Annotated in this window: 18 protein-coding genes and 5 tRNA genes; 14 read left to right on the forward strand and 9 right to left on the reverse strand. The window is 71.5% G+C overall.

Annotation, left to right across the window (positions count from 1 at the left end):
- The 3 genes from TSO221_RS30965 to TSO221_RS30975 form a co-directional block, all read left to right on the forward strand.
- The coding region (locus TSO221_RS30965) for a methyl-accepting chemotaxis protein (RefSeq protein WP_199229702.1) at positions 1 to 929 on the forward strand (929 nt) is incomplete at its 5' end.
- A gap of 126 nt (positions 930 to 1,055) precedes the next feature.
- Positions 1,056 to 1,238, forward strand: a complete 183-nt coding sequence (locus TSO221_RS30970) for a hypothetical protein (protein ID WP_109122355.1) — start codon at positions 1,056 to 1,058, stop codon at positions 1,236 to 1,238.
- Positions 1,239 to 1,501: 263 nt separating this feature from the next.
- Positions 1,502 to 1,765, forward strand: a complete 264-nt coding sequence (locus tag TSO221_RS30975) for a hypothetical protein (protein WP_247878348.1) — start codon at positions 1,502 to 1,504, stop codon at positions 1,763 to 1,765.
- A 292-nt stretch (positions 1,766 to 2,057) separates the two neighbouring features.
- Here the strand turns inward: TSO221_RS30975 and TSO221_RS30980 are convergent.
- The 4 genes from TSO221_RS30980 to TSO221_RS30995 all read right to left on the reverse strand — a co-directional run bounded on the left by TSO221_RS30980 (position 2,058) and on the right by TSO221_RS30995 (position 2,501).
- Positions 2,058 to 2,131: transfer RNA gene (locus TSO221_RS30980), tRNA-Gln, on the reverse strand.
- Positions 2,132 to 2,135: 4 nt separating this feature from the next.
- A tRNA-Gly gene (locus TSO221_RS30985) sits at positions 2,136 to 2,210 on the reverse strand.
- 111 nt (positions 2,211 to 2,321) lie between these two features.
- Positions 2,322 to 2,397, reverse strand: a tRNA-Ala gene (locus TSO221_RS30990).
- A gap of 17 nt (positions 2,398 to 2,414) precedes the next feature.
- Positions 2,415 to 2,501, reverse strand: a tRNA-Leu gene (locus TSO221_RS30995).
- 166 nt (positions 2,502 to 2,667) lie between these two features.
- Here TSO221_RS30995 and TSO221_RS31000 point away from each other — a divergent pair.
- Positions 2,668 to 2,741, forward strand: a tRNA-Gly gene (locus tag TSO221_RS31000).
- Between the two features lie 2 nt (positions 2,742 to 2,743).
- Here TSO221_RS31000 and TSO221_RS31005 read toward each other — a convergent pair.
- Positions 2,744 to 3,670, reverse strand: coding sequence for a lipid kinase (locus TSO221_RS31005; RefSeq protein WP_247878349.1), 927 nt, complete (start codon positions 3,668 to 3,670; stop codon positions 2,744 to 2,746).
- 177 nt (positions 3,671 to 3,847) lie between these two features.
- Here TSO221_RS31005 and TSO221_RS31010 point away from each other — a divergent pair, with 177 nt between their 5' ends.
- Positions 3,848 to 6,061 (forward strand): family 1 glycosylhydrolase, encoded by a 2,214-nt coding sequence (locus TSO221_RS31010; RefSeq protein WP_109122357.1) that lies wholly within the window; start codon positions 3,848 to 3,850, stop codon positions 6,059 to 6,061.
- 4 nt (positions 6,062 to 6,065) lie between these two features.
- Here TSO221_RS31010 and TSO221_RS31015 read toward each other — a convergent pair whose 3' ends face one another.
- Both TSO221_RS31015 and TSO221_RS31020 read right to left on the reverse strand, forming a co-directional pair.
- Positions 6,066 to 6,404: a heavy metal-binding domain-containing protein gene (locus TSO221_RS31015; RefSeq protein WP_109122358.1), complete on the reverse strand. Its 339-nt coding sequence runs from the start codon at positions 6,402 to 6,404 to the stop codon at positions 6,066 to 6,068.
- Positions 6,405 to 6,453: 49 nt separating this feature from the next.
- On the reverse strand, positions 6,454 to 7,065 hold the full coding sequence (locus TSO221_RS31020) for a DUF4337 domain-containing protein (RefSeq protein WP_109122359.1): 612 nt from the start codon (positions 7,063 to 7,065) through the stop codon (positions 6,454 to 6,456).
- A 137-nt stretch (positions 7,066 to 7,202) separates the two neighbouring features.
- On the opposite strand from TSO221_RS31020, the gene TSO221_RS31025 reads away from it, so the two are divergent.
- From TSO221_RS31025 to TSO221_RS31035, 3 genes are all read left to right on the forward strand, one after another.
- Positions 7,203 to 7,565 (forward strand): hypothetical protein, encoded by a 363-nt coding sequence (locus tag TSO221_RS31025; RefSeq protein ID WP_109122360.1) that lies wholly within the window; start codon positions 7,203 to 7,205, stop codon positions 7,563 to 7,565.
- A gap of 122 nt (positions 7,566 to 7,687) precedes the next feature.
- Complete coding sequence (gene dusA, locus TSO221_RS31030) at positions 7,688 to 8,665, forward strand: tRNA dihydrouridine(20/20a) synthase DusA (protein WP_109122361.1); 978 nt, start codon at positions 7,688 to 7,690, stop codon at positions 8,663 to 8,665.
- Positions 8,666 to 8,671: 6 nt separating this feature from the next.
- Entirely contained in the window at positions 8,672 to 9,238 is a 567-nt protein-coding gene (locus tag TSO221_RS31035; RefSeq protein WP_109122362.1) for a hypothetical protein, read from the forward strand.
- Positions 9,239 to 9,404: 166 nt separating this feature from the next.
- Here TSO221_RS31035 and TSO221_RS31040 read toward each other — a convergent pair whose 3' ends face one another.
- Positions 9,405 to 10,328, reverse strand: a complete 924-nt coding sequence (locus TSO221_RS31040; RefSeq protein WP_109122363.1) for a replication protein RepA — start codon at positions 10,326 to 10,328, stop codon at positions 9,405 to 9,407.
- Between the two features lie 437 nt (positions 10,329 to 10,765).
- On the opposite strand from TSO221_RS31040, the gene TSO221_RS31045 reads away from it, so the two are divergent.
- Positions 10,766 to 13,468, forward strand: coding sequence for a DUF2339 domain-containing protein (locus TSO221_RS31045; protein ID WP_109122364.1), 2,703 nt, complete (start codon positions 10,766 to 10,768; stop codon positions 13,466 to 13,468).
- A 124-nt stretch (positions 13,469 to 13,592) separates the two neighbouring features.
- On the opposite strand, the gene TSO221_RS31050 is transcribed toward TSO221_RS31045, so the two are convergent.
- Positions 13,593 to 14,492: an amidohydrolase family protein gene (locus TSO221_RS31050; protein WP_109122365.1), complete on the reverse strand. Its 900-nt coding sequence runs from the start codon at positions 14,490 to 14,492 to the stop codon at positions 13,593 to 13,595.
- 170 nt (positions 14,493 to 14,662) lie between these two features.
- On the opposite strand from TSO221_RS31050, the gene TSO221_RS31055 reads away from it, so the two are divergent.
- From TSO221_RS31055 to TSO221_RS31075, 5 genes are all read left to right on the forward strand, one after another.
- Complete coding sequence (locus TSO221_RS31055; protein WP_109122366.1) at positions 14,663 to 15,940, forward strand: MFS transporter; 1,278 nt, start codon at positions 14,663 to 14,665, stop codon at positions 15,938 to 15,940.
- A gap of 91 nt (positions 15,941 to 16,031) precedes the next feature.
- Positions 16,032 to 16,787: a GntR family transcriptional regulator gene (locus tag TSO221_RS31060; RefSeq protein WP_109122367.1), complete on the forward strand. Its 756-nt coding sequence runs from the start codon at positions 16,032 to 16,034 to the stop codon at positions 16,785 to 16,787.
- 137 nt (positions 16,788 to 16,924) lie between these two features.
- The gene (locus tag TSO221_RS31065) at positions 16,925 to 17,113 is read left to right on the forward strand and encodes a hypothetical protein (protein WP_109122368.1); all 189 of its coding nucleotides are present in this window, start codon (positions 16,925 to 16,927) and stop codon (positions 17,111 to 17,113) included.
- Between the two features lie 64 nt (positions 17,114 to 17,177).
- Positions 17,178 to 17,576: a hypothetical protein gene (locus tag TSO221_RS31070; protein ID WP_199229703.1), complete on the forward strand. Its 399-nt coding sequence runs from the start codon at positions 17,178 to 17,180 to the stop codon at positions 17,574 to 17,576.
- Positions 17,577 to 17,780: 204 nt separating this feature from the next.
- Positions 17,781 to 18,774, forward strand: a 994-nt coding sequence (locus tag TSO221_RS31075; RefSeq protein ID WP_109122369.1) for a cytochrome P450, incomplete at its 3' end; no start/stop codon positions are given.

Genomic DNA, 18,774 nt, shown 5'->3' on the forward strand with positions numbered 1-18,774 from the left:
AGATCGGCGGGCAGGTCAGCCAGGCCAGCAGCATCACCCGCCACGCCGTCACCACCAGCGCCGGCACGCAGGAGACCATCCGCTCGCTGTCCACCGCCGTCGACCGCATCGGCGAGGTGGCGACCCTGATCCAGTCCATCGCCGCGCAGACCAACCTGCTGGCGCTCAACGCCACCATCGAAGCCGCCCGCGCCGGCGAGGCGGGCAAGGGCTTCGCGGTGGTCGCCACCGAGGTGAAGAACCTCGCCAACCAGACCGCCGGCGCCACCGAGGAAATCGCGCAGCAGATCACCAGCATCCAGACCAGCACGCACGCCACCGTCGAAGCGGTGCAGGAGATCGCCCGCACCATCGCCGAGATCGACAGCATCTCGTCGATGATCGCCGCCGCGGTCGAGGAGCAGGCCGCCGCCACCCACGAGATCAGCCGCAACGTCAACCAGACCGCCACCGCCGCTACCGAGGTGGCGCAGCGCATCAGCGAGGTGTCGCGCGAGGCGGCGGTGACCGGCGACCGCGCCAGCGAGATGCGCAGCATGGCCGCCACCGTGGTGGCCGGCATCGACGAGTTGAAGCGCGTGCTGGTCCGCGTCGTGCGCACCGCCACCTCGGAGGTCGACCGCCGCCGCTACCCGCGCCACAAGGTGGAGGCGCGCTGCACGGTCGAATCGGCGTCGGGCCGGGTGGACGCCACCCTGTCCGACCTGTCGCGCTGCGGCGCCAACGTGCGCGGCGTCTCCGGCCTGACGCCGGGCGGGCGCGGCACGCTGCACTACGACGGGCTGGGGCTGCCGCTTCCGTTCAGCGTCATGGCGGTGGACGGCGACTCCCTGCACATCAGCTTCCGCACCGAGGCGCTGGACGAGGCCGACTTCAACGCCCGCTTCGACCGGCTGGAGCGTGTCCTGGGGGTCACACGTGCGGCCTGACGCCGCACGGCATCCCCGGGTATGTTGCACCGCACTGAAGAAAGTGGTATGACCACTCCCATCCAAAGGATGGGGCCGCTACGACCTTGGCGGTACCTCCCAGCCACTGACAGTGAGAGCGCGGCGATGACGGTCCGGCACATCCATGTTTCCCAGGAACTGCGCGACGGCAAGCTGGTGACGCTGGAACACGCGGTGTTCGAGCGCGGCGTGGCCGAGCCTTCCGACACCAGCACCATCTTCGACCGCGCCGGCTGGCAGGCGTGGCTGGCCCGCGAGGTGGCCGCGACGTTCCGCAAGGCGGCCTGACGCCGCACGGGGATCTCGAAAAGAGGCGGGCTGCGGCCCGCCTTTTTCGTTCACGCTTACAATGACTTAGGGCTTTGCGGAACCGATGTGGTCCAGGCTGCGCCGGACGGCGTAACCCGGGGCATCCGGGCGGGGGCCACGGGGCTCCGCCCGATTTTGCGCGGCCTGCCCCAAAAAATTCGCGCGACGCGGGGACGAACGCGTCCAATATGTCTGCCATGGTGGGGCGGGATATCCGCCGCCCCGGAACAGGTCTGGTGTTGATGACGATCGAAGGTTACCTGGGTTTCCGCGTCGGCGACGTGGTGCTGGACGTGGCGGAGCTGACCGCCGGCACCGCCACGATCAAGGAGTTCCATCTGGTCCCGAGCCACTGGTCGAACGGCCCGACGGCCATCGCCGTGATGGAGAACGGCGCCGAGCGCTACGTCATCCAGCTCAAGAAGGTCCTGCCCATCGCCAGCCCGGCGCGCGAGGACGAGGACGACACGGGCAACGTGGTGAAGCTGCACCGGAGCGCGGGCTGACGTCTTGCCCCCGCCCCGGCCCTCCCCCGCTCAACGGGGGATCCGAGGGATCCGCCTGCCGCGTCGGCGCAAGCTTCGCTTGCGCGTGCCCCCCCATGGGCAGCCTGCCGGCTTCCACGCGTGTTGGGGAAACAGGGCAGACGGCCGGTTCCCGGGCACATCCAACTGACGGCCCTTTCCCGCACGCGTTTCAGCGGGGCCTGTGGCTGCACGACCCGCCGAAAGGCGGGCAGTCTGGCCCGTGTCGGCCGGCCCTGGAATGCGCAAGGGCGCTTGTTGGAAAGGGGAAGTGTGGTTGGGGGACTAGGATTCGAACCTAGGCTGGCGGAGTCAGAGTCCGCTGTCCTACCGCTAGACGATCCCCCAAACATGGAGCGGGCGAAGGGATTCGAACCCTCGACCCCAACCTTGGCAAGGTTGTGCTCTACCCCTGAGCTACGCCCGCACCGTGGTACCTGTGCGTCGCACCCATGTATGGGAGGCGGCCTTGTACAGAAGCTTGGCCGCCGATGCAAGTACCTAAAAAACAAACCAGAACCAAAACCGATCGGGACGATGGTGGAGCCAAGGAGGATCGAACTCCTGACCTCTACAATGCCATTGTAGCGCTCTCCCAGCTGAGCTATGGCCCCACTGAGTCCCGATGTATTGGTGCGCTCGGAGGGAGTCGAACCCCCACGGCCTTTCAGCCACTAGGACCTGAACCTAGCGCGTCTACCAGTTCCGCCACGAGCGCATCCCCGGTCGCCGTTTCCGGCGGCGGGGCCGTCGATATAGCCGGGCGCGCCCTCAAGCTCAAGCGAAAAAGAACAGGGATTCGCAAAGAAGTCCGGCGGCAAGGGGCTACTCCCGATGCCGGCGTTGGCGGGGCCGTGCGGGTGCGGCACAGTCGGGTCCGTGAGGCGGGCTTGGTCCAGAGGATGGGCACCGGCTTTCCAGGCTGGCCAGGTTGGTTCGAGTCCAACAGCCCGCTCCACCTCACCCTCTATCAGGGCACACCACCGCGACGGCGCCCTGCCGCACGCGGAAGCGGGCCGGGGTGTGCGTGGTGATCTCGCCGTCAGTGTTCACCGGCCTGGGACGGCGGGTGACGATCTCCACCTCCGTACAGTCCCAGGTATGGACGTTCTCCCACACGCCGTGACGGCCCTTGCGGAACGCCGGGTAGAGCAGCGGCCATTCCCACCAGCCGCGCAGGTCGATGCTGTAGACGTCGAGCCGGCCGTCGTCCACCGCCGCCGTCTCCTCCACCGTCATGCCGCCGCCATAGTGCCGGCCGTTGCCGACGCCGATCTGCACCGACTTCACCCGGTGCGTCTCGCCGCCGATTCGGATGTCGGCGTGGAACGGCGCCATCCGCTTCGCCACGCGGAACGCCGCCACCGCGTAGCCCAGCGTGCCCCAGCGCCGCTTCATCTCGCGGGTCAGCTCGCGCGCCAGTTCGACGCTCAGGCCGATGCTGGCGACGTTGAAGTACGGCACGCCGTTCACCTCGCCCAGGTCGATGCGCCGCACCCGCCCGCTGACCGCCAGCCGCGCCGCTGCCCGCACGTCCAGCGGAACGCCCAGCGTGCGGGCGAGGTCGTTGGCGGTGCCGAGCGGCAGGATCGCCAGCGGCAGCCCGGTGTCGGCCAGCCCCGGCGCCGCCGCGTTCAGCGTGCCGTCACCGCCGCCGAGGATCAGCATGTCCACCTCCGGCGCACGGGCGCGGACGAGGCCGGCAAGGGCGTCGCGGTCGGGACAATCCACCGTCTGCAAAGCCACGCCGGCCCGCGCGCACTCCTCCGTCACGTCGTCGAGCGCGCGGCGGCCCTGGCGGGCCTTGGCGTTGACCACCAGAAGCGCGCGGCGGCGCGGGGCGTCGGGCGTGGCAAGGTCCGGCTGCGGGTCGGTTTCGAGTGGCACGGGCAGTCTCCGAGGCGGGGTCACGCCTACATGGGCACGCCGGACCGATCCTCCCATGGCGGCCCTTCGAAAGGGTACGTCCGCTCGCGCTCCGCAACTGCCGCACCGCAGCACGGTTTCCAGGCCGCCCGCCGAACCGGGGCGCTCGCCGTGCCGTCACATCACCACGAGAGGCCGATGCCGGAGATCGAAATCTGGGGCGGGCTGGAATGCACCGTCGCCCGCATCCGCGACTCGTACGTCGACCAGACCGTGCTGAACGGGCACGAGCATCGGCTGGACGACCTGGACCGCTTCGCCGCGCTGGGGATCCGGCGGATCCGCTACCCCGTGCTGTGGGAGCGGGTGGCGCCCGACGGCGTGTGCGACTGGGCGTGGACCGACGCGCGGATGGTCCGGCTGCGCGCGCTGGGCCTCGCCCCCATCGTCACCCTGCTGCACCACGGCAGCGGGCCGCGGCACACCGGCCTGCTCGATCCCGGCTTCGCCGCAGGTTTGGCCGACTTCGCGGCGCGGGCGGCCGAGCGCTACCCGTGGGTGGAGGACTGGACGCCGATCAACGAACCGCTGACCACCGCCCGCTTCAGCGGCCTGTACGGCCACTGGTATCCGCACGCCCGCGACGAGGCGGGCTTCCTGCGCATGCTGGTCCACGAGGTGGAGGCGATGCGGCTGGCGATGGCGGCGATCCGCCGGGTCAACCCGGCGGCGCGCTTCGTCCACACCGAGGACCTCACCCGCGTCCACGCCACTCCGCCGGCCGCTCCGGCGGCGGCGTTCCAGAACCACCGGCGCTGGCTGGGCCTCGACCTGCTGACCGGGCGCGTCGCACCGTCGCACTTTTTCTGGCCGCGCCTGCGCGCCGCCGGGCTGGCGGAGGCGGTGGAGCGCTTCGCCGCCGCGCCCTGCCCGCCGGACGTCCTGGGCTTCAACCACTACCTGTCGAGCGAGCGCTTCCTCGACCACCGGGTCGAGCGCTACCACCCCCTGCCCTGGACGCACGACGGCAGCGAGCGGCACGTCGACGTCGAGGCGGCGTCGGTGCTGGCCGAGGGGGCGGCCGGCATCGAGTCGCTGCTGCGCGAGGCCTGGGAGCGCTACCGCCTGCCGCTGGCGGTGACCGAGGTGCACACCGGCTCCACCCGCGACGAGCAATTGCGCTGGCTGTACGAGATCTGGCGGGCGGCGCACCGGCTGGCCGCCGACGGCATCGACGTGCGGGCGGTGACGGCGTGGGCACTGCTCGGCAGCTACGACTGGCACCGGCTGCTGACGCACTGCGTCGGCTACTACGAGCCCGGGCCGTTCGACGTGCGCTCGCCCACGCCGCGCGCGACGGCGCTGGCCGGCCTGGTGCGCGCCATGGCGGGCGGGGCCGAGGTGGACCACCCGGTGCTCGACGCGCCGGGCGCCTGGCACCGCGCCGACCGCTTCCTGTGGCGGCCGGTGCGCGCCTGCCCCTTCACCCCCGCTGACCGCGCCCCTGCCTGGTGCAAGCCGCCGAGCGAAGCGCGACGGCTGCTGATCGTGGGATCCACCGGCACGCTCGGCCGCGCCTTCGCCCGCGTCTGCGCCCGGCGCGCCCTCGCCTACCGGCTGGTCGGCCGCAGCGAGATGGACATCGCCGACGCCGCATCGGTGCACGCGGCGCTGGTGCGGCACCGGCCGTGGGCGGTGATCAACGCCGCCGGCTACGTCCGCGTCGACGACGCCGAGACGGACGCCGGGCGCTGCCGGCGCGAGAACGCCGACGGACCGGCAGTGCTGGCGGCGGCCTGCGCCGAGCGCGGCATCCCGCTGGTCGGCTTCTCCTCCGACCTGGTGTTCGACGGGGCGAAGGGCGCGCCCTACGTGGAGAGCGACGCGCCGGCCCCGCTCAACGTCTACGGCAAGAGCAAGGCCGCGGCGGAGCGCGCTATCACCGGCCTGGAGCACGGGCTGGCGATCCGCACCAGCGCCTTCTTCGGCCCGTGGGACGAGCACAACTTCATCGCCGTGGCGCTGCGCTGCCTCGGCCAGGGACGCCCCTTTCGCGCCGCAGAGGACGTGACCGTCTCTCCCACCTACGTGCCGGATCTGGTGAACACGGCGCTGGACCTGCTGATCGACGGTGAGCGCGGCGTCTGGCACCTCGCCAACGCCGGGGCGGTCACCTGGGCCGGGCTGGCCCGCGAGGCGGCGCGCCGGGCCGGTCTCGACCCGGCGCTGGTCGAGGGTGTGCCGGCGGCGGACCTCGGCTGGACCGCGCGGCGGCCGGCCCGCAGCGTGCTGGCCAGCGAGCGCGGCCGGATCATGCCGGCGCTGGACGACGCGCTGGGCGCGCATTTCGCGCTGTGGCACGAGGAGGCGGTCCGGCAGGCGCCGGTGCCGCTGCCGGACGCGGCGGAGTGACCGTTCAGCCGGCGACCCGCACCGCGGTGCCGGAGATGCTGACCAGCACCATGCCGTTCTTCTCGCCCAGCACCTCGTAGTCCAGGTCGACGCCGACCACGGCGTTGGCGCCCAGCGCCTCGGCGGCTTCGACCATGTCCTCCATGGCGGCGCTGCGGGCGGCGCGGAAGCTCTTCTGCACCGCGCCGGAACGGCCGCCGAGCACGTCGGTGATGCCGGACAGGAAGTCGCGGACGATGTTGCTGCCGATCACCGCCTCGCCGACGACAACGCCCAGCGACTGGACCGTCTGCGTGCCGGGAACGTGGTCGATGGTGGTGATGCGGTCGGGCGTGATGGCCATGGCGGGGGCTCCGGTTGTGGGCTTGCCTCCATATGGGGAGGCGCCGGCCTCACAGGAACGGCAGGTCGACCAGCAGCGTGTACCCGTTGATGGTGGCGAGAACCCCGGTGAGGGCGCACGCCACGCTCAGCCACACCAGCCCGCCGACCTCGATCACCGTCGCCACCGAGGCTAGCACGATGGCGAGCTGCAGCAGCGCCTCGGCGGCGTCGAAGTAAGGATCCTGCTTGGCGGCAAGGTCGCGGTCGACCTCGAAGGCACGGGCCTTGGCCAGCAACTCCTTCTTGCCCTCGCCGGTCTTCGGGTCGCTCTCGTAGCGCGTCGCGGTGGCGCGGTAGCCGGCGATCTCGCGCTCGACGTCGGCGCGCTGCTCCGGCGTCAGGTCGGCGCGGGAGAGCACGGACAGTTCCAGCGTGCGGGCGGCGAGCTGGTACTCGGTCTGGCGCACCGCCTTGCCCTGGTAGAAGGCGAAGGTGTCGCTGGCCTGGATGTTGGAATTGACCATCTGCTTGGCGGCGTTGGAGCCGCCGAGACTGGCGATGGCGAGGACAGCGGCAAGGAAGGAGATGTAGACGGCCATGCCCTTCCGGTTCGGCGCCTTGGCCTCGGCGTCCTCGCCCGCCACCTCGTGGATCGTCTCGTGTATCTCCTCGGCACCCATCGGCGTCTTCCCCGTCGATCCGTCTCGCTGCGGAGTGCAGCATACCCAGGCAATCGGCACCGGCACCAGGGCGGCGTAGCCGCAACGCCCGCCGCCGCACGCTGTTGGCTGGAAGACAACGGGTGGAGCGGAGAGCCATGGCCAAGTCCTTCAAGATTCCCAAGAAGATCGCCGGGATGAAGATTCCCAAGGCGGTGCGCAGGTCGGGCCGGTCGCTGACCGCCTTCCTGGAGACGCCCACCGGCCGCGAGGTGGCCGCCGCCGCCCTGACCGCGATGGCCGGCGTGCTGGCCGGGACCAGCCGCCCGGTGCGCAACGCCGCCGCGGACGCCGCCACCGGCGCCGGGCATACCGCTGCGCAGGCGGGCAGCGGCGCCGCCGGCCTGATGCGCGACATGGCGGAAGCCGCGGTCGGCGCGGTGTCGGAAACGGCACGCGACCTCCTGTCGGCCAGCAAGGACCGGCCACAGGGTGCCCGCAGCGGCTCCAAGGCCCACTGAGCGCCCGTCCGGCAGCACCTTCGCCGGGCCGCCGCAGCGGCCGTCACCGCAAGACGCCTTGCCTTCGCCGCCACAATCGGCCAGATGAGGCGCCTGGAGCCGGATAGACGTGTCGTGAGCGCATGAACCCCATACCCGTCAGCGTCGCCCCGATGATGGACTGGACGGACCGGCACTGCCGGTACTTCCACCGCCTGCTGTCCAAGGGCACGCTGCTCTACACCGAGATGGTGACCTCCGGCGCCGTGCTGCACGGGCCGCGCGACCGGCTGCTCGGCTTCGACGCGGCGGAGCATCCGGTGGCCCTGCAGCTCGGCGGATCCGATCCTGCCGAACTCGCCGCCTGCGCCCGCATCGCCGAGGAGTGGGGCTACGGCGAGGTCAACCTGAACGTCGGCTGCCCGAGCGACCGGGTGCAGTCCGGGCGCTTCGGCGCCTGCCTGATGGCGGAGCCGGAGCTGGTGGCGCGGATCGTCGGCGCGATGCGCTCGGCGGTGTCGATCCCGGTGACCGTCAAGTCCCGCATCGCCATCGACGCGATGGAGGAATGGCCGACCCTGGAGGGCTTCGTCCGCACCGTGGCGGCGGCCGGCTGCACGCACTTCATCGTGCACGCCCGCAAGGCATGGCTGCAGGGCCTCAGCCCCAAGGAGAACCGCGACATCCCGCCGCTGCGCTACGACCTCGTCTACCGGCTGAAGCAGACGTATCCGCACCTGACCATCGCCATCAACGGCGGCGTGCCCTCGCTGGACGCGGCGGCGGAGCACCTGACCCGGGTGGACAGCGTCATGATCGGCCGCGCCGCCTACGAGAATCCTTACCTGCTGGCCGACGTCGACCGCCGCTTCCTCGGCGGCACCCCCGGCCCCGGCCGGCACGCGGTGATCGAGGCGATGATCCCCTACGTCGAGGAGCGGCTGTCGCGGGGCGTCTCCCTGGCCATGATCACCCGGCACATGCTGGGCCTGTTCCAGGGCCTTCCCGGCGCGCGCGCCTGGCGCCGCCACCTCAGCGAGAACGCCCACCGCCCCGGCGCCGGCCCCGAGGTGCTGCTGAAGGCCGCCTCCCTGGTGCGGCGGCCCGAGCCGGTGGAGTGATAGATCATGCGTGACCGGCGAAAGGCCATCCTCGGCGGCATGGTGGGCGTGCTCCTCGCAGGCCTTGGCGGCCCCGCCGCCGCGCAGGGCGCGGGTGCCTGCCCGAAGCCGCAGCCGCTGGCGGTCGCCGAGGCCGGCCTGCGCGTGCACACGCAGGTCATGGTGCGCGCGCTCATGTGCAAGACGGTCGAGGAGGACCGGGCGGCCGGGCGGCCGACCGGCCGTCTCGAAGCACCAAAGGGGGACACCGGCCGTCAGGCGATGGACGCCCGGCAGAGCGCCGCGATGCGCGCCTACGCCGCCCTGACGGAGCACCACCGGACGCGCATCAGCGGCTGGGAGAAGGACATCATCGCCAAGCGCGGTCTCGGCCGGTTCGACCGGTGGCGCACGGAGGCGGCCTCGGACATCGCGCGCCGCGAAGGCCGGATGTCCTACGGGATCGACGCCGAGGATTTCTGCGAGTCGGCGCGCGGCCAGGTCGAGGCGCTGATGCGGATGAGCGACGGCGACCTCGTGAAGGCGGTCACCGACGCATGGTGCGTCATCAACCCGCAACCGGCGAAGCGGTGAGGAGACCCGGCAACGGTCGGTGATTGCCAAGCCAACGGGGGATGCGGACGCGCAAAGGATCGGCACATCCGGCGGGGCGGCGGATCCGGCCGCACGGCTTGGCAATCGCCGACGCATCCCGCCCGCCCGGCTGGCTTGGCAATCGCCGACTCCCCCGGTTTGGCAATCACCGACTCGCGATCATCCGCTCGGGAATCGGCGGCGGGGACGGGTGCAGCAGCACGCCGGCCTCGCCCACCTCGACGCGGGCCGGCTCGTACACGGCGAGCGCGAGGTCGAGCGCCTCGCGGAACTCCGGCTTGAAGTGCTTCAGCGCCTTGTAGCCGCCACCGAACTGGTTGAACAGCGCCGCCCAGGTCACCGGCGTCCGCTCCTTCAGCACGTGCAGCCGGTAGGCGAGCCAGACATAGACGTCGATGGCCATGGAGCAGCCGCCGATGTGGCGGATCGCCGGCTCCCAGATCGGTACCGGAGAGCGCTTCAGCGCGGTGAAGAAGGTCTCCGACAGCTGCACCGTCTCGCGCCACAGCGTTCCCTGCCCGTCGTCGTCGCGCAGGCGGATGCCGCCGTTGACGATGTTCTCCTTGGCGAAGCCCTCGGCGCCGTTCTTGTCCCAGAAGAAGGTCAGCCGGCACAGGTTGATGCGCATCGCCTGCTCCTGCACCGCCTTGTAGGTCGAGCCGCCGGCCGAGACGCCCATGCGGTCGAGCCACGCATTCATCGAGCGGCCGAGTTCGATCTCGCGGCTGTTGTCCTGGATGGCGCGGGTCTGCAGGTAGAGCAGGATGAGCCGCGCCTTGGCGCCGTACGGCACGCCGACGTGGGCGAAGCTGCCGTCGCGCCGGCGCTCCTTGCCCGGCTCGACGAGCAGCGTGACCCGCCCCTGGTCGCGCCGCCATTCGGCGTCCGCCGCCAGACGCCGGTGCGGCAGGCTGGTCAGACAGAAGCCGGAATAGGTGATGCCGAGCGCGTTGGACTCCTCCTCGAGCACGGCCGCCGCGACGTCGACGACGCTGGCGCGCTTGGGGTCGACAAGGTTGCGCGCTTCCTGCCGGCCGTGCGCGATGACGAGTTGGTGCACATCACCCATGGGGTCCTCCATCGGTGCGCACTCCATCATGCACGGCGTCCGGGAGTCCATTTGGCAGTCGCCGACCAGGCTATTTGAGAGCCTATTTGCTGGAGTCTATTTGCTTGGTCGGCGATTGCCTGGGGAAGACCGCGAGTCGCGGTCGGTGATCGCCAAGCCTCCGGCCGGCGATCGCCAAGGCGGGACGGGGAAAACGGGGCGAATCGGGCATTGGTCGGCGATTGCCAAGACGCCCGATGCATAGGCCGATGAACCGCACCGGTCGGCGATCGCCAAACGCGCGGCAGCCCGGCAGGAACGGCGAGGGGCTTTCTCCAGCCATCATCCGGCCGGTCTGCCGGGCCGGACTTCCGAGGTCGCCGGACGGTGAGCGAGACACCGGCCGGTTGCAGGCGCTATCCTGCGTGCCGCATCGAACCGGTGGTAAGGGCGGCGCGATGGAAACCCTGTTGTTGGTTCTGGTGATCGGCGTCGTCTATCACCGCCTCGACAAACGCCTGAAGCGGCAGGCGCGTGAGATCGCTGAGCTGCGGCAGGCCCTGGCCCGCCTGTCGGCCGGCGAACAGCCGAGCCCTGACGCGGTCTCCGCGCCCGTCGGCCCAGCGGTCGCCGAACCGGAGCCGGAACCCGCCCTCGCCGTCCCCGACGAGGTGCCCGCCGAACCGGCACCGGAGCCGACACCCGGGCCGGGCCGCTCGCGCTGGCGCGACCTGGAGGATGCGCTGGCCTCCCGCTGGCTGATCTGGCTGGGCGGCGCCACCATGGCGCTGGCCGCCGCCTTCTTCATCAAGCTGTCGGTCGAGCAGGGCTGGCTCGGGCCGTCCGTCCGGGTCGCGCTGGGGCTGCTGGCCGGGGCCGGGCTGGTGATCGGCGGCGAATGGCTGCGGCGCCGGCCGGATCAGCGCGCCATCGCCGCGATGCGCCCCGACTACGTCCCGCCGGCCTTGACCGCGGCGGGGCTGTTCGCCGCCTTCGCCAGCGTCTACGGCGGCTTCGCGCTGTTCGACCTCATCCCGCCGCTGGTCGCCTTCACGCTGCTGGCGGCGCTGTCGCTGCTTGGCATGGGGCTGTCGCTGCTGCAGGGACCGTTCATCGCCGCGCTCGGCCTGCTCGCCGGCTTCACCACGCCGCTGCTGGTGGAGACGGGCGATCCGATGGCCTGGGGGCTGTTCCCCTATCTGCTGGCCCTGTCGGCCGCCGCCATGGCCGTGGTCCGCTGGCGCGGGTGGCGCTGGCTCGGCTGGGGGGCGCTGGCCGGCGCGGCGTTCTGGCCGCTGGCGTGGTTCGCGTTCGTGTGGCGGGACGGCGACGCGCTGCCGGTCGGCCTCTATCTGCTGCTGACCGCCGCGCTGTTCCTGCTGCCGGCGATGTCCGCGCCATGGAGCGACGCGGACGGCGAGCCGGCGCCACCGGCCGGCGGATGGCGGGCGGTCCTGCCGGCCTGGGCGCTGCCCCGCCGCCGTCCGCCCATCGACCGGCTGGCGGTGACGGCCATGCCGGTGCTGGGAGCCCTGACCGCCGGGCTGACCTGGACCGACGGGCATGGCAGCGTGTCGCTTGCCGCGCTGGGGCTGTTCGCGCTGCTCATGCTGGTGGCCGGGCGGCGGATCGAGCGGCTGGCCGGCATCGGCTGGACCGCCGCCTTCGTCGTCCTGGCGGCGCTCGCGCCCTGGGACCTGCCCACCATCCCGGATGCGCCGCCCGCCACCAACGCCGAGGGGCAACCGCTGGTCCTGGCCACGGTCGATGGACTCCCGGGCGAGATCGGGCGCTTCCTGTGGACGATCGGCGGCTTCGCCGCGCTGTTCGGGACCGGCGGCTTCGCCGCGCTTTGGGGCGCGCGGCGGATCGCCCTGTGGTCGTCGCTGTCGGCGCTGGTGCCGCTGACGTTGCTGGCGCTGGCCTACGCGCTGGTCGATCCGCCCACCACCGTTATCGCGTGGCCGGCGGCGGCGCTCGGGCTGGCGGCCCTGCTGGTCGGCGCCACGACCCCGCTGGCGCGGCATCGCCACCGGCCGGGCGCCGCGCTGGGCATGGCCGCCTTCGCGGCGGGCGCCGTGGGCGCCATCTCGCTGGGCGCGACCATGACCCTGCGCGACGCGTGGCTGACGGTGGCGCTGGCCCTGCAGGTGCCGGTGCTGGCGTGGCTCGAGCGCCAGCTGGCCCTGCGCGAGCTGCGCGGCGTGGCCTTGCTGGTGGCTGCGGCCGTGCTGGTCCGGCTGGCCTTCAACCCGATCGTGCTGGAGTACGAGGGCGCCGCCTGGATCTTCTACGGATACGGCCTGCCGGCGCTCAGCTTCCTGATCGCCGCGCGGTGGATGCGCGGCGCGCCGGACGGGCGGGGCGACGACGTCGTGGTCATGGTGCTGGAGGCCGGCGGGCTGATCTTCACCACCATGCTGGCGTCGCTCGCCATCCACCATTGGATGGCCGGGAGCCTGCAGGAAGCGCCCTCGACCCTGGCGGAGGCCGCCCTTCACACGCTGGCGTGGCTCGGGCTGGCGGTCCTGCTGGCCTTCGACCGGCGCTGGAACGGGCGCCCGGTGGCGGTCTGGGGCCGGCGCGCCCTGGCGGTTCTGGCGGCGGCGCACGTCGTCGCCCTGCACATGCTGTACCTGAACCCGCTGTGGACCGACGAATCGGTCGGGACCTGGCCGGTGGTGAACCGCCTGCTGCTGGCCTACGGCGCACCGGCCGTGCTGGGGCTGGTCTATCTCCGGCTGGATCCGCCGCGCTTCCGGCGTCTGCGGCAGACCGCGCCGCTGCTGCCCGCCGCCCTGATCGCGCTCAATCTGGCCCTGGAGATCCGGCGGACGTTCCAGGGGCCGGTGCTGTCCGGGTACGGCATGTCGAACGCCGAATGGTACAGCTATTCGGCCGGCTTCCTGCTGTTCGCCGTGCTGCTTCTGGTGGTGGCCCTGCGTTTCGGCTGGGACTGGATGCGGCATGCCGCGTTGGTGCTGGTGCTGGCGGTGGTCGCCAAGGTTTTCCTCAGCGACATGGAGGATCTGAAGGGGCTGTACCGCGTCGCCTCCTTCCTCGGGCTCGGGGTGAGCCTGGTCGGCATCGGCTATTTCTATCAGCGGGTTCTGCTGCCGACAGCACGGGCGGCGGGACCCTTGGACCAACAGACTCCCTGACGGTTCCGCACAGCCGCGTCGCAATGATCGGTCCCGGGTTTCCGACAGCATGCTGTTGGACAGCCTGGTGGTGCGGCCCAATTCGCCGTCGACCGCGCGTTTCGCCTGGATCTGTCCGATCCGCCTAGCGAAGACACCGGTCTCGTCGGCGCCCAGCGCCGCAATCCGGTCGGGGAGCGTTCGCAGGGTGGCGAGCCGCGGGGTCTTCACCGAAGCGGAACAGCGCGCGCGGCGTGTCCACCAGCACCGCCGCGCGCTCGGCCGCGTCGGGCAGCCAGTCGTCCAGCCGGGCGCGCGCCTCGGCGTGGCAGGTCTCGCCCTCGAACTGCGTGTGCGGCCAGTCGCTGCCCCACAGCAGGCGCTCCACCCCGAAGTATCGCTTGAGCTGCGGCAGCGCCGCCCGTGCCGTTCCGGCGCCACCGCAGCGATAGGCGCCCGACAGCTTCACCCACACCCGCCCGCTGCGGCCAAGATCCAGCACGCCGCGGAATCCAGGGTCGTCGACGCCCAACGCCGGGTCGGGCCGGCCGAAATGGTCGAGCACCACGCCGACCCCGGCGCGCAGCAGCCCGGCCGCCAGCCCCGGCAACCGCCGCGCCTCCGCCTGCACCTCCACCTGCCAGCCGAGGTCCGCGATGCGGGTCAGGAACAGCGGCCAGGGATCGAGGGTCAACGCGGGGTCCGGCCGACCGATCAGGTTGAGCCGCACGCCGACCACGCCGGCGTCGTTCAACCCGCGAAGCCGCGCCGGCGGCGCACCGGGGTCGAGCACCGCGATGCCGCGCAGCCGCCGCGGCCAGCGGCGCAGCGCCGCCAGCAGGTAACTGTTGTCGGTGCCGAGGAAGCTCGGCTGCACCAGCACGCCATGCGACAGGCCGGCAGCGTCGAGGTGGTTCAGGTACTCCTCCGGCGTGGCGTCATAGACCGGCGCATAGCGCCGCACCCCGGCCAGCGGCAGGCCGCGCCGGAACACATGCGCGTGGCTGTCCACGCCGGTCACCGTGCCCGTGTTCGCCATGTCCATCCAAACTTCCCCTGCCGCCGGGCCCGTCGTCCGCGAACCAAAACTACACTCCTATATATGACTAGACAAGTTGTGTTTTGATGTGCACCATGGCCGCTATGGGACCGGGGGAGCGCCTCCGGCCCGCGAGGCGCGCGACAACAGCGCCGGAAGCGGCTAGGGAGAAAACGATGTTCCGCTGGTTCTTCGAGATCACACCCAAGGAGCGCAAGGCGTTCTGGGGCTGCTTCGGCGGCTGGACCCTGGACGCCATGGACGCGCAGATGTTCAGCCTCGCCATCCCCACCCTGCTGACGCTGTGGCACATCAGCAAGGCGGACGCCGGCTGGCTGACGGCGGCGACGCTGGTCGCCTCGGCGCTCGGCGGCTGGATCGCCGGCTGGGCGTCGGACCGGTTCGGCCGCGTGCGCGTGCTGCAGGCGACCATCCTGTGGTTCTCGGTGTTCACCCTGGCGATCGCGCTCACCAACAGCTTCGAGCAGCTGATGCTCGCCCGCGTGCTCCAGGGCTTCGGCTTCGGCGGCGAGTGGGCGGCCGGCGCGGTGCTGATGTCGGAGGCGATCCGCAGCGAGCACCGCGGCAAGGCCCTGGGCGGCGTGCAGTCGGGCTGGGCGGTCGGCTGGGGCATCGCCGTGCTGCTCTACACCGCGCTGTTCTCGATCTTCCCGGAGGCCGACGCCTGGCGCTACCTGTTCTTCATCGGCATCCTGCCGGCGCTGCTGACCATCTTCATCCGCCGCGAGGTCGAGGAGCCCGCCGTCTACGCCGAGACCAGGCGGGCCGCCACGCCGGGATCCTTCCTCGGCATCTTCCGCCCGGATCTGCTGCGCAACACGATGCTCGGTGCGCTGCTCGGCCTCGGTTCGCACGGCGGCTACTATGCGCTGATGACCTTCCTGCCCACCTATCTGAAGACCGAGCGGCAGCTGTCGGTGCTCAACACCGGCGGCTACCTGATGGTGATCATCGTCGGTTCGTTCTTCGGCTACGTCGCCAGCGGCTACATGGCCGACCGCATCGGCCGGCGGCGCAATTTCCTGCTGTTCGCCGCCTGCTGCATCGCGTCCCTGAGCGTTTACCTGTTCCTGCCGATCTCCAACACGGCGATGCTGTTCCTCGGGCTGCCGCTGGGCTTTTTCGCTTCGGGCATCCCCGCCGGCATGGGCTCCTTCTTCGCCGAGCTGTTCCCGACCTCGGTCCGCGGCGCCGGGCAGGGGTTCTGCTACAACTTCGGGCGCATCCTGTCGTCGCTGTTCCCGGTGTTCGTCGGCCATCTCAGCGCCACGCTGACGCTCGGCTACGCCATCGGCATCTTCGCCGGCATCGCCTACCTGATCGTCATCACCGCGGCGCTGCTGCTGCCGGAGACCAAAGGCACCGTCCTGGTCGCCGACACCGGCGCATCGCGCACCGCCGACGGCGTGACCGGCGAGGCCAGCGCCGTCTGAAGCCGGGCCGCCCCGTCTCGTCCCCGGCGGGGCGGCCCTGCTCTCCTTCACAGGACTGGTCATGCAGCCGAGGGCCGCGCATACTGCGCCGATGCCGTCCATCCCCGCCATCTCCCCCGCCGATCTCGACCAGACCGACCACCGCCTGCCGCTGTACGCCCGGCTGCGTGACGTTCTGACCCGCCACATCGCCGGGGGCGCCTGGCCGCCCGGCGAGGCATTGCCGGCGGAAAGCGCGCTCGCCTCCGCCTACGGCGTGTCGGTGGGCACCATGCGCAAGGCCTTGCAGCAGCTGGTCGACGAGGGGCTGCTGGAACGCCGGCACGGCAGCGGCACCTTCGTGCGCCGGGCGCAGTTCGACAAATCGCTGTTCCGCTTCTTCCGTCACGCCGGCGACACCGGGTCCGGCATCCCGGCCAGCCGCATCCTGCGGCGCGAGGTGACCACGGCCGGCGAGGCGCCCGAAGCGGCGCTGGGACTGCCCGCCGACGCGCCCGTGATTCGCCTGCAGCGCCTGCGCTTCTGGGGCGACGAGCCGTTCCTGGCCGAGGACATCGTGCTGCCGCACGACCGCTTCAGCGCCTTCCTGGACATCCCGGTGGAGGAGTTGGGGCCACTGCTCTACCCAGTCTATGAACAGGCCTGCGGCCAAGTGGTCGCCCGCGCGGAGGAACTGCTGACGGTCGGCGCGGCCGACGCGGTGGTGGCGCGGCTGTTGCGCTGCCGGACCGGCACACCCATCGTCTCCATCGAGCGCACCGCCTTCGCCCACGACGGCAGCGCGCTGGAATGGCGCCGCAGCCGCGGCCGTGCCGACGGCTTCACCTACCGCGTGGAGATCCGCTGAGCGGCGGCGAAACACCGCCGCCTGACGGCAACCGTTACCGACCGTTACAATTTTCCAGTTCCGGCGAGTGGAATAGCCTGCCACATGGAACGTTGGTCGATGTGCGCGGCCGGTGTCGCGCCGACGGAGACACTCCCATGAAACTCGCCAAGACCGCCATCGTCGTTGTCCTCGCCTCGCTCACCCTGGCCGGGTGCGCGGTCTACGAACCCTATCCCGTGGCATCGGCGCCGGTCGTGGTCGCCCCGGCGCCGGTCGTCGGCGTGTACAGCGGCTGGGGCTGGGGCGGCGGGCACCGCGGCTGGGGATACCGCCACCACCGCTGACGCGGACGAAGGGAGAGGACCTATGGAACCGAATCTCCGGCTAGGTCTCGCGTTTGCGGCGGCCATGCTCGCGGCCCTCCCGGCCCACGCCCAGGACTGGCGCGACCATCGGGGGGATCACCGGGGCGACCACAGGGGCGACGAGCGGCGGTGGGAGGATCACCGCCGCGGCGAGCGCTTCCGCGACCACGACATCGGCCGGTTCCGCGAGCACGACTTCGACCGCTGGCGAGATGGACGCTGGTACCACGGCCCCCACGACGGGCGTCGGGGCTGGTGGTGGATCGTTGGAGGCGTCTGGTACTACTATCCGCAGCCGGTCTACCCGTACCCCGATCCATACCTGCCGCCGATGGCGCCGCCACCACCGGGGCCGTCCTACTATTACTGCCCGAATCCGCCGGGCTACTATCCTTACGTGCCGGAATGCCCGGCCGGCTGGCGGGTCATGCCTGCACGTTGACGTGCCCGGCGGACACATCCCGACGGGGGTGCGGGCGGCGGGCCGCCGCCCTGATCGAAGAGGTGGCCAAGACCAAGATTCGGTCGGGCTCGGATCGCCTGCCCTGAACCGTCCACCGATCCGGGGCGCCGTCGCTCCACTGTTGTCAGGTCAAGGAGCGACACATCTTCCTCTCATACGGCCGCGCCGAGGATGCTGGCAGCCATGTCGACCCTGACGAGCCCCCGCCCGCTGACCGTGCCGCCGGTTCCCGAGCCGCCGCGCGAGGAACTGCCGGTGCGCACCCTGCTTGCGGCGTTCCGGACCAACGCCCTGGCGGCGTGGCCGAGGCGGGCCTACGAGGACGCAATCCTGGAGCGCCGTCTGCTTGGGCGGGCGAGTTACCTCCTGAACGACGCCTCGGCCATCCGGCGCGTTCTTGTGGACAACGACGCCAACTACGTCCGCACACCAGCCAGCATCCGCATCCTGCGCCCGATCGTCGGCGATGGCGTGCTGCTTGCCCGCGGCGAAGTGTGGCGGCGCCAGCGGCGCACGCTGGCGCCGGCCTTCACCCTGCGCACCCTGCCGATGCTGGCCCGCCACGTCGCCGTTGCCACCGGTGCGGCGCTCAACCGGTTGGGCGGCATGGCCGCCGCCGGCGCGGGGATCGACCTTCTTGGCTTCATGCAGGCGCTCGCCCTGGACATTGCCGGGCGCTCGATGTTCTCGCTGGAGACGGAGCGCTTCGGCCCGGCCTTGCGAGGCATGATGGTCCGCTACAACCGTCGCCTCGCCCGCCCGCACCCGAGCGATTTCCTCTTTCCGCTCTGGCTGCCGAACATCTGGGACCTGCTGCGCCGGCGCTTCCGGCTGAAATGGATGGCGCTGATCGACGGCATCATCGCCGAACGGCGACGGGCAGGTCATGCCGAGGGGCCGCGTGACCTTTTCGACCTGCTGGAGCAGGCCAGAGACCCGGAGACCGGGGCCGGCTTCACACCAACGCAACTGCGCGATCAGGTCGCCACGCTGATCATGGCGGGGCACGAGACGACAGCGCTCACCCTGTTCTGGGCCTGCTGGCTGCTGACCCAGGCGCCCGAGGCGCAGGAGCGCGTGGCGGTGGAGGCGCGGGCGCTCGACCCGGCGCCCGAGCCCGCCACGCCGGAAGAACGGATGCAGGCGTGGCGGGCGAGGCTCGCCTGTCCAACCGCCT

Origin of the sequence: Azospirillum sp. TSO22-1 (assembly GCF_003116015.1) — a bacterium.
GTDB lineage: Bacteria > Pseudomonadota > Alphaproteobacteria > Azospirillales > Azospirillaceae > Azospirillum.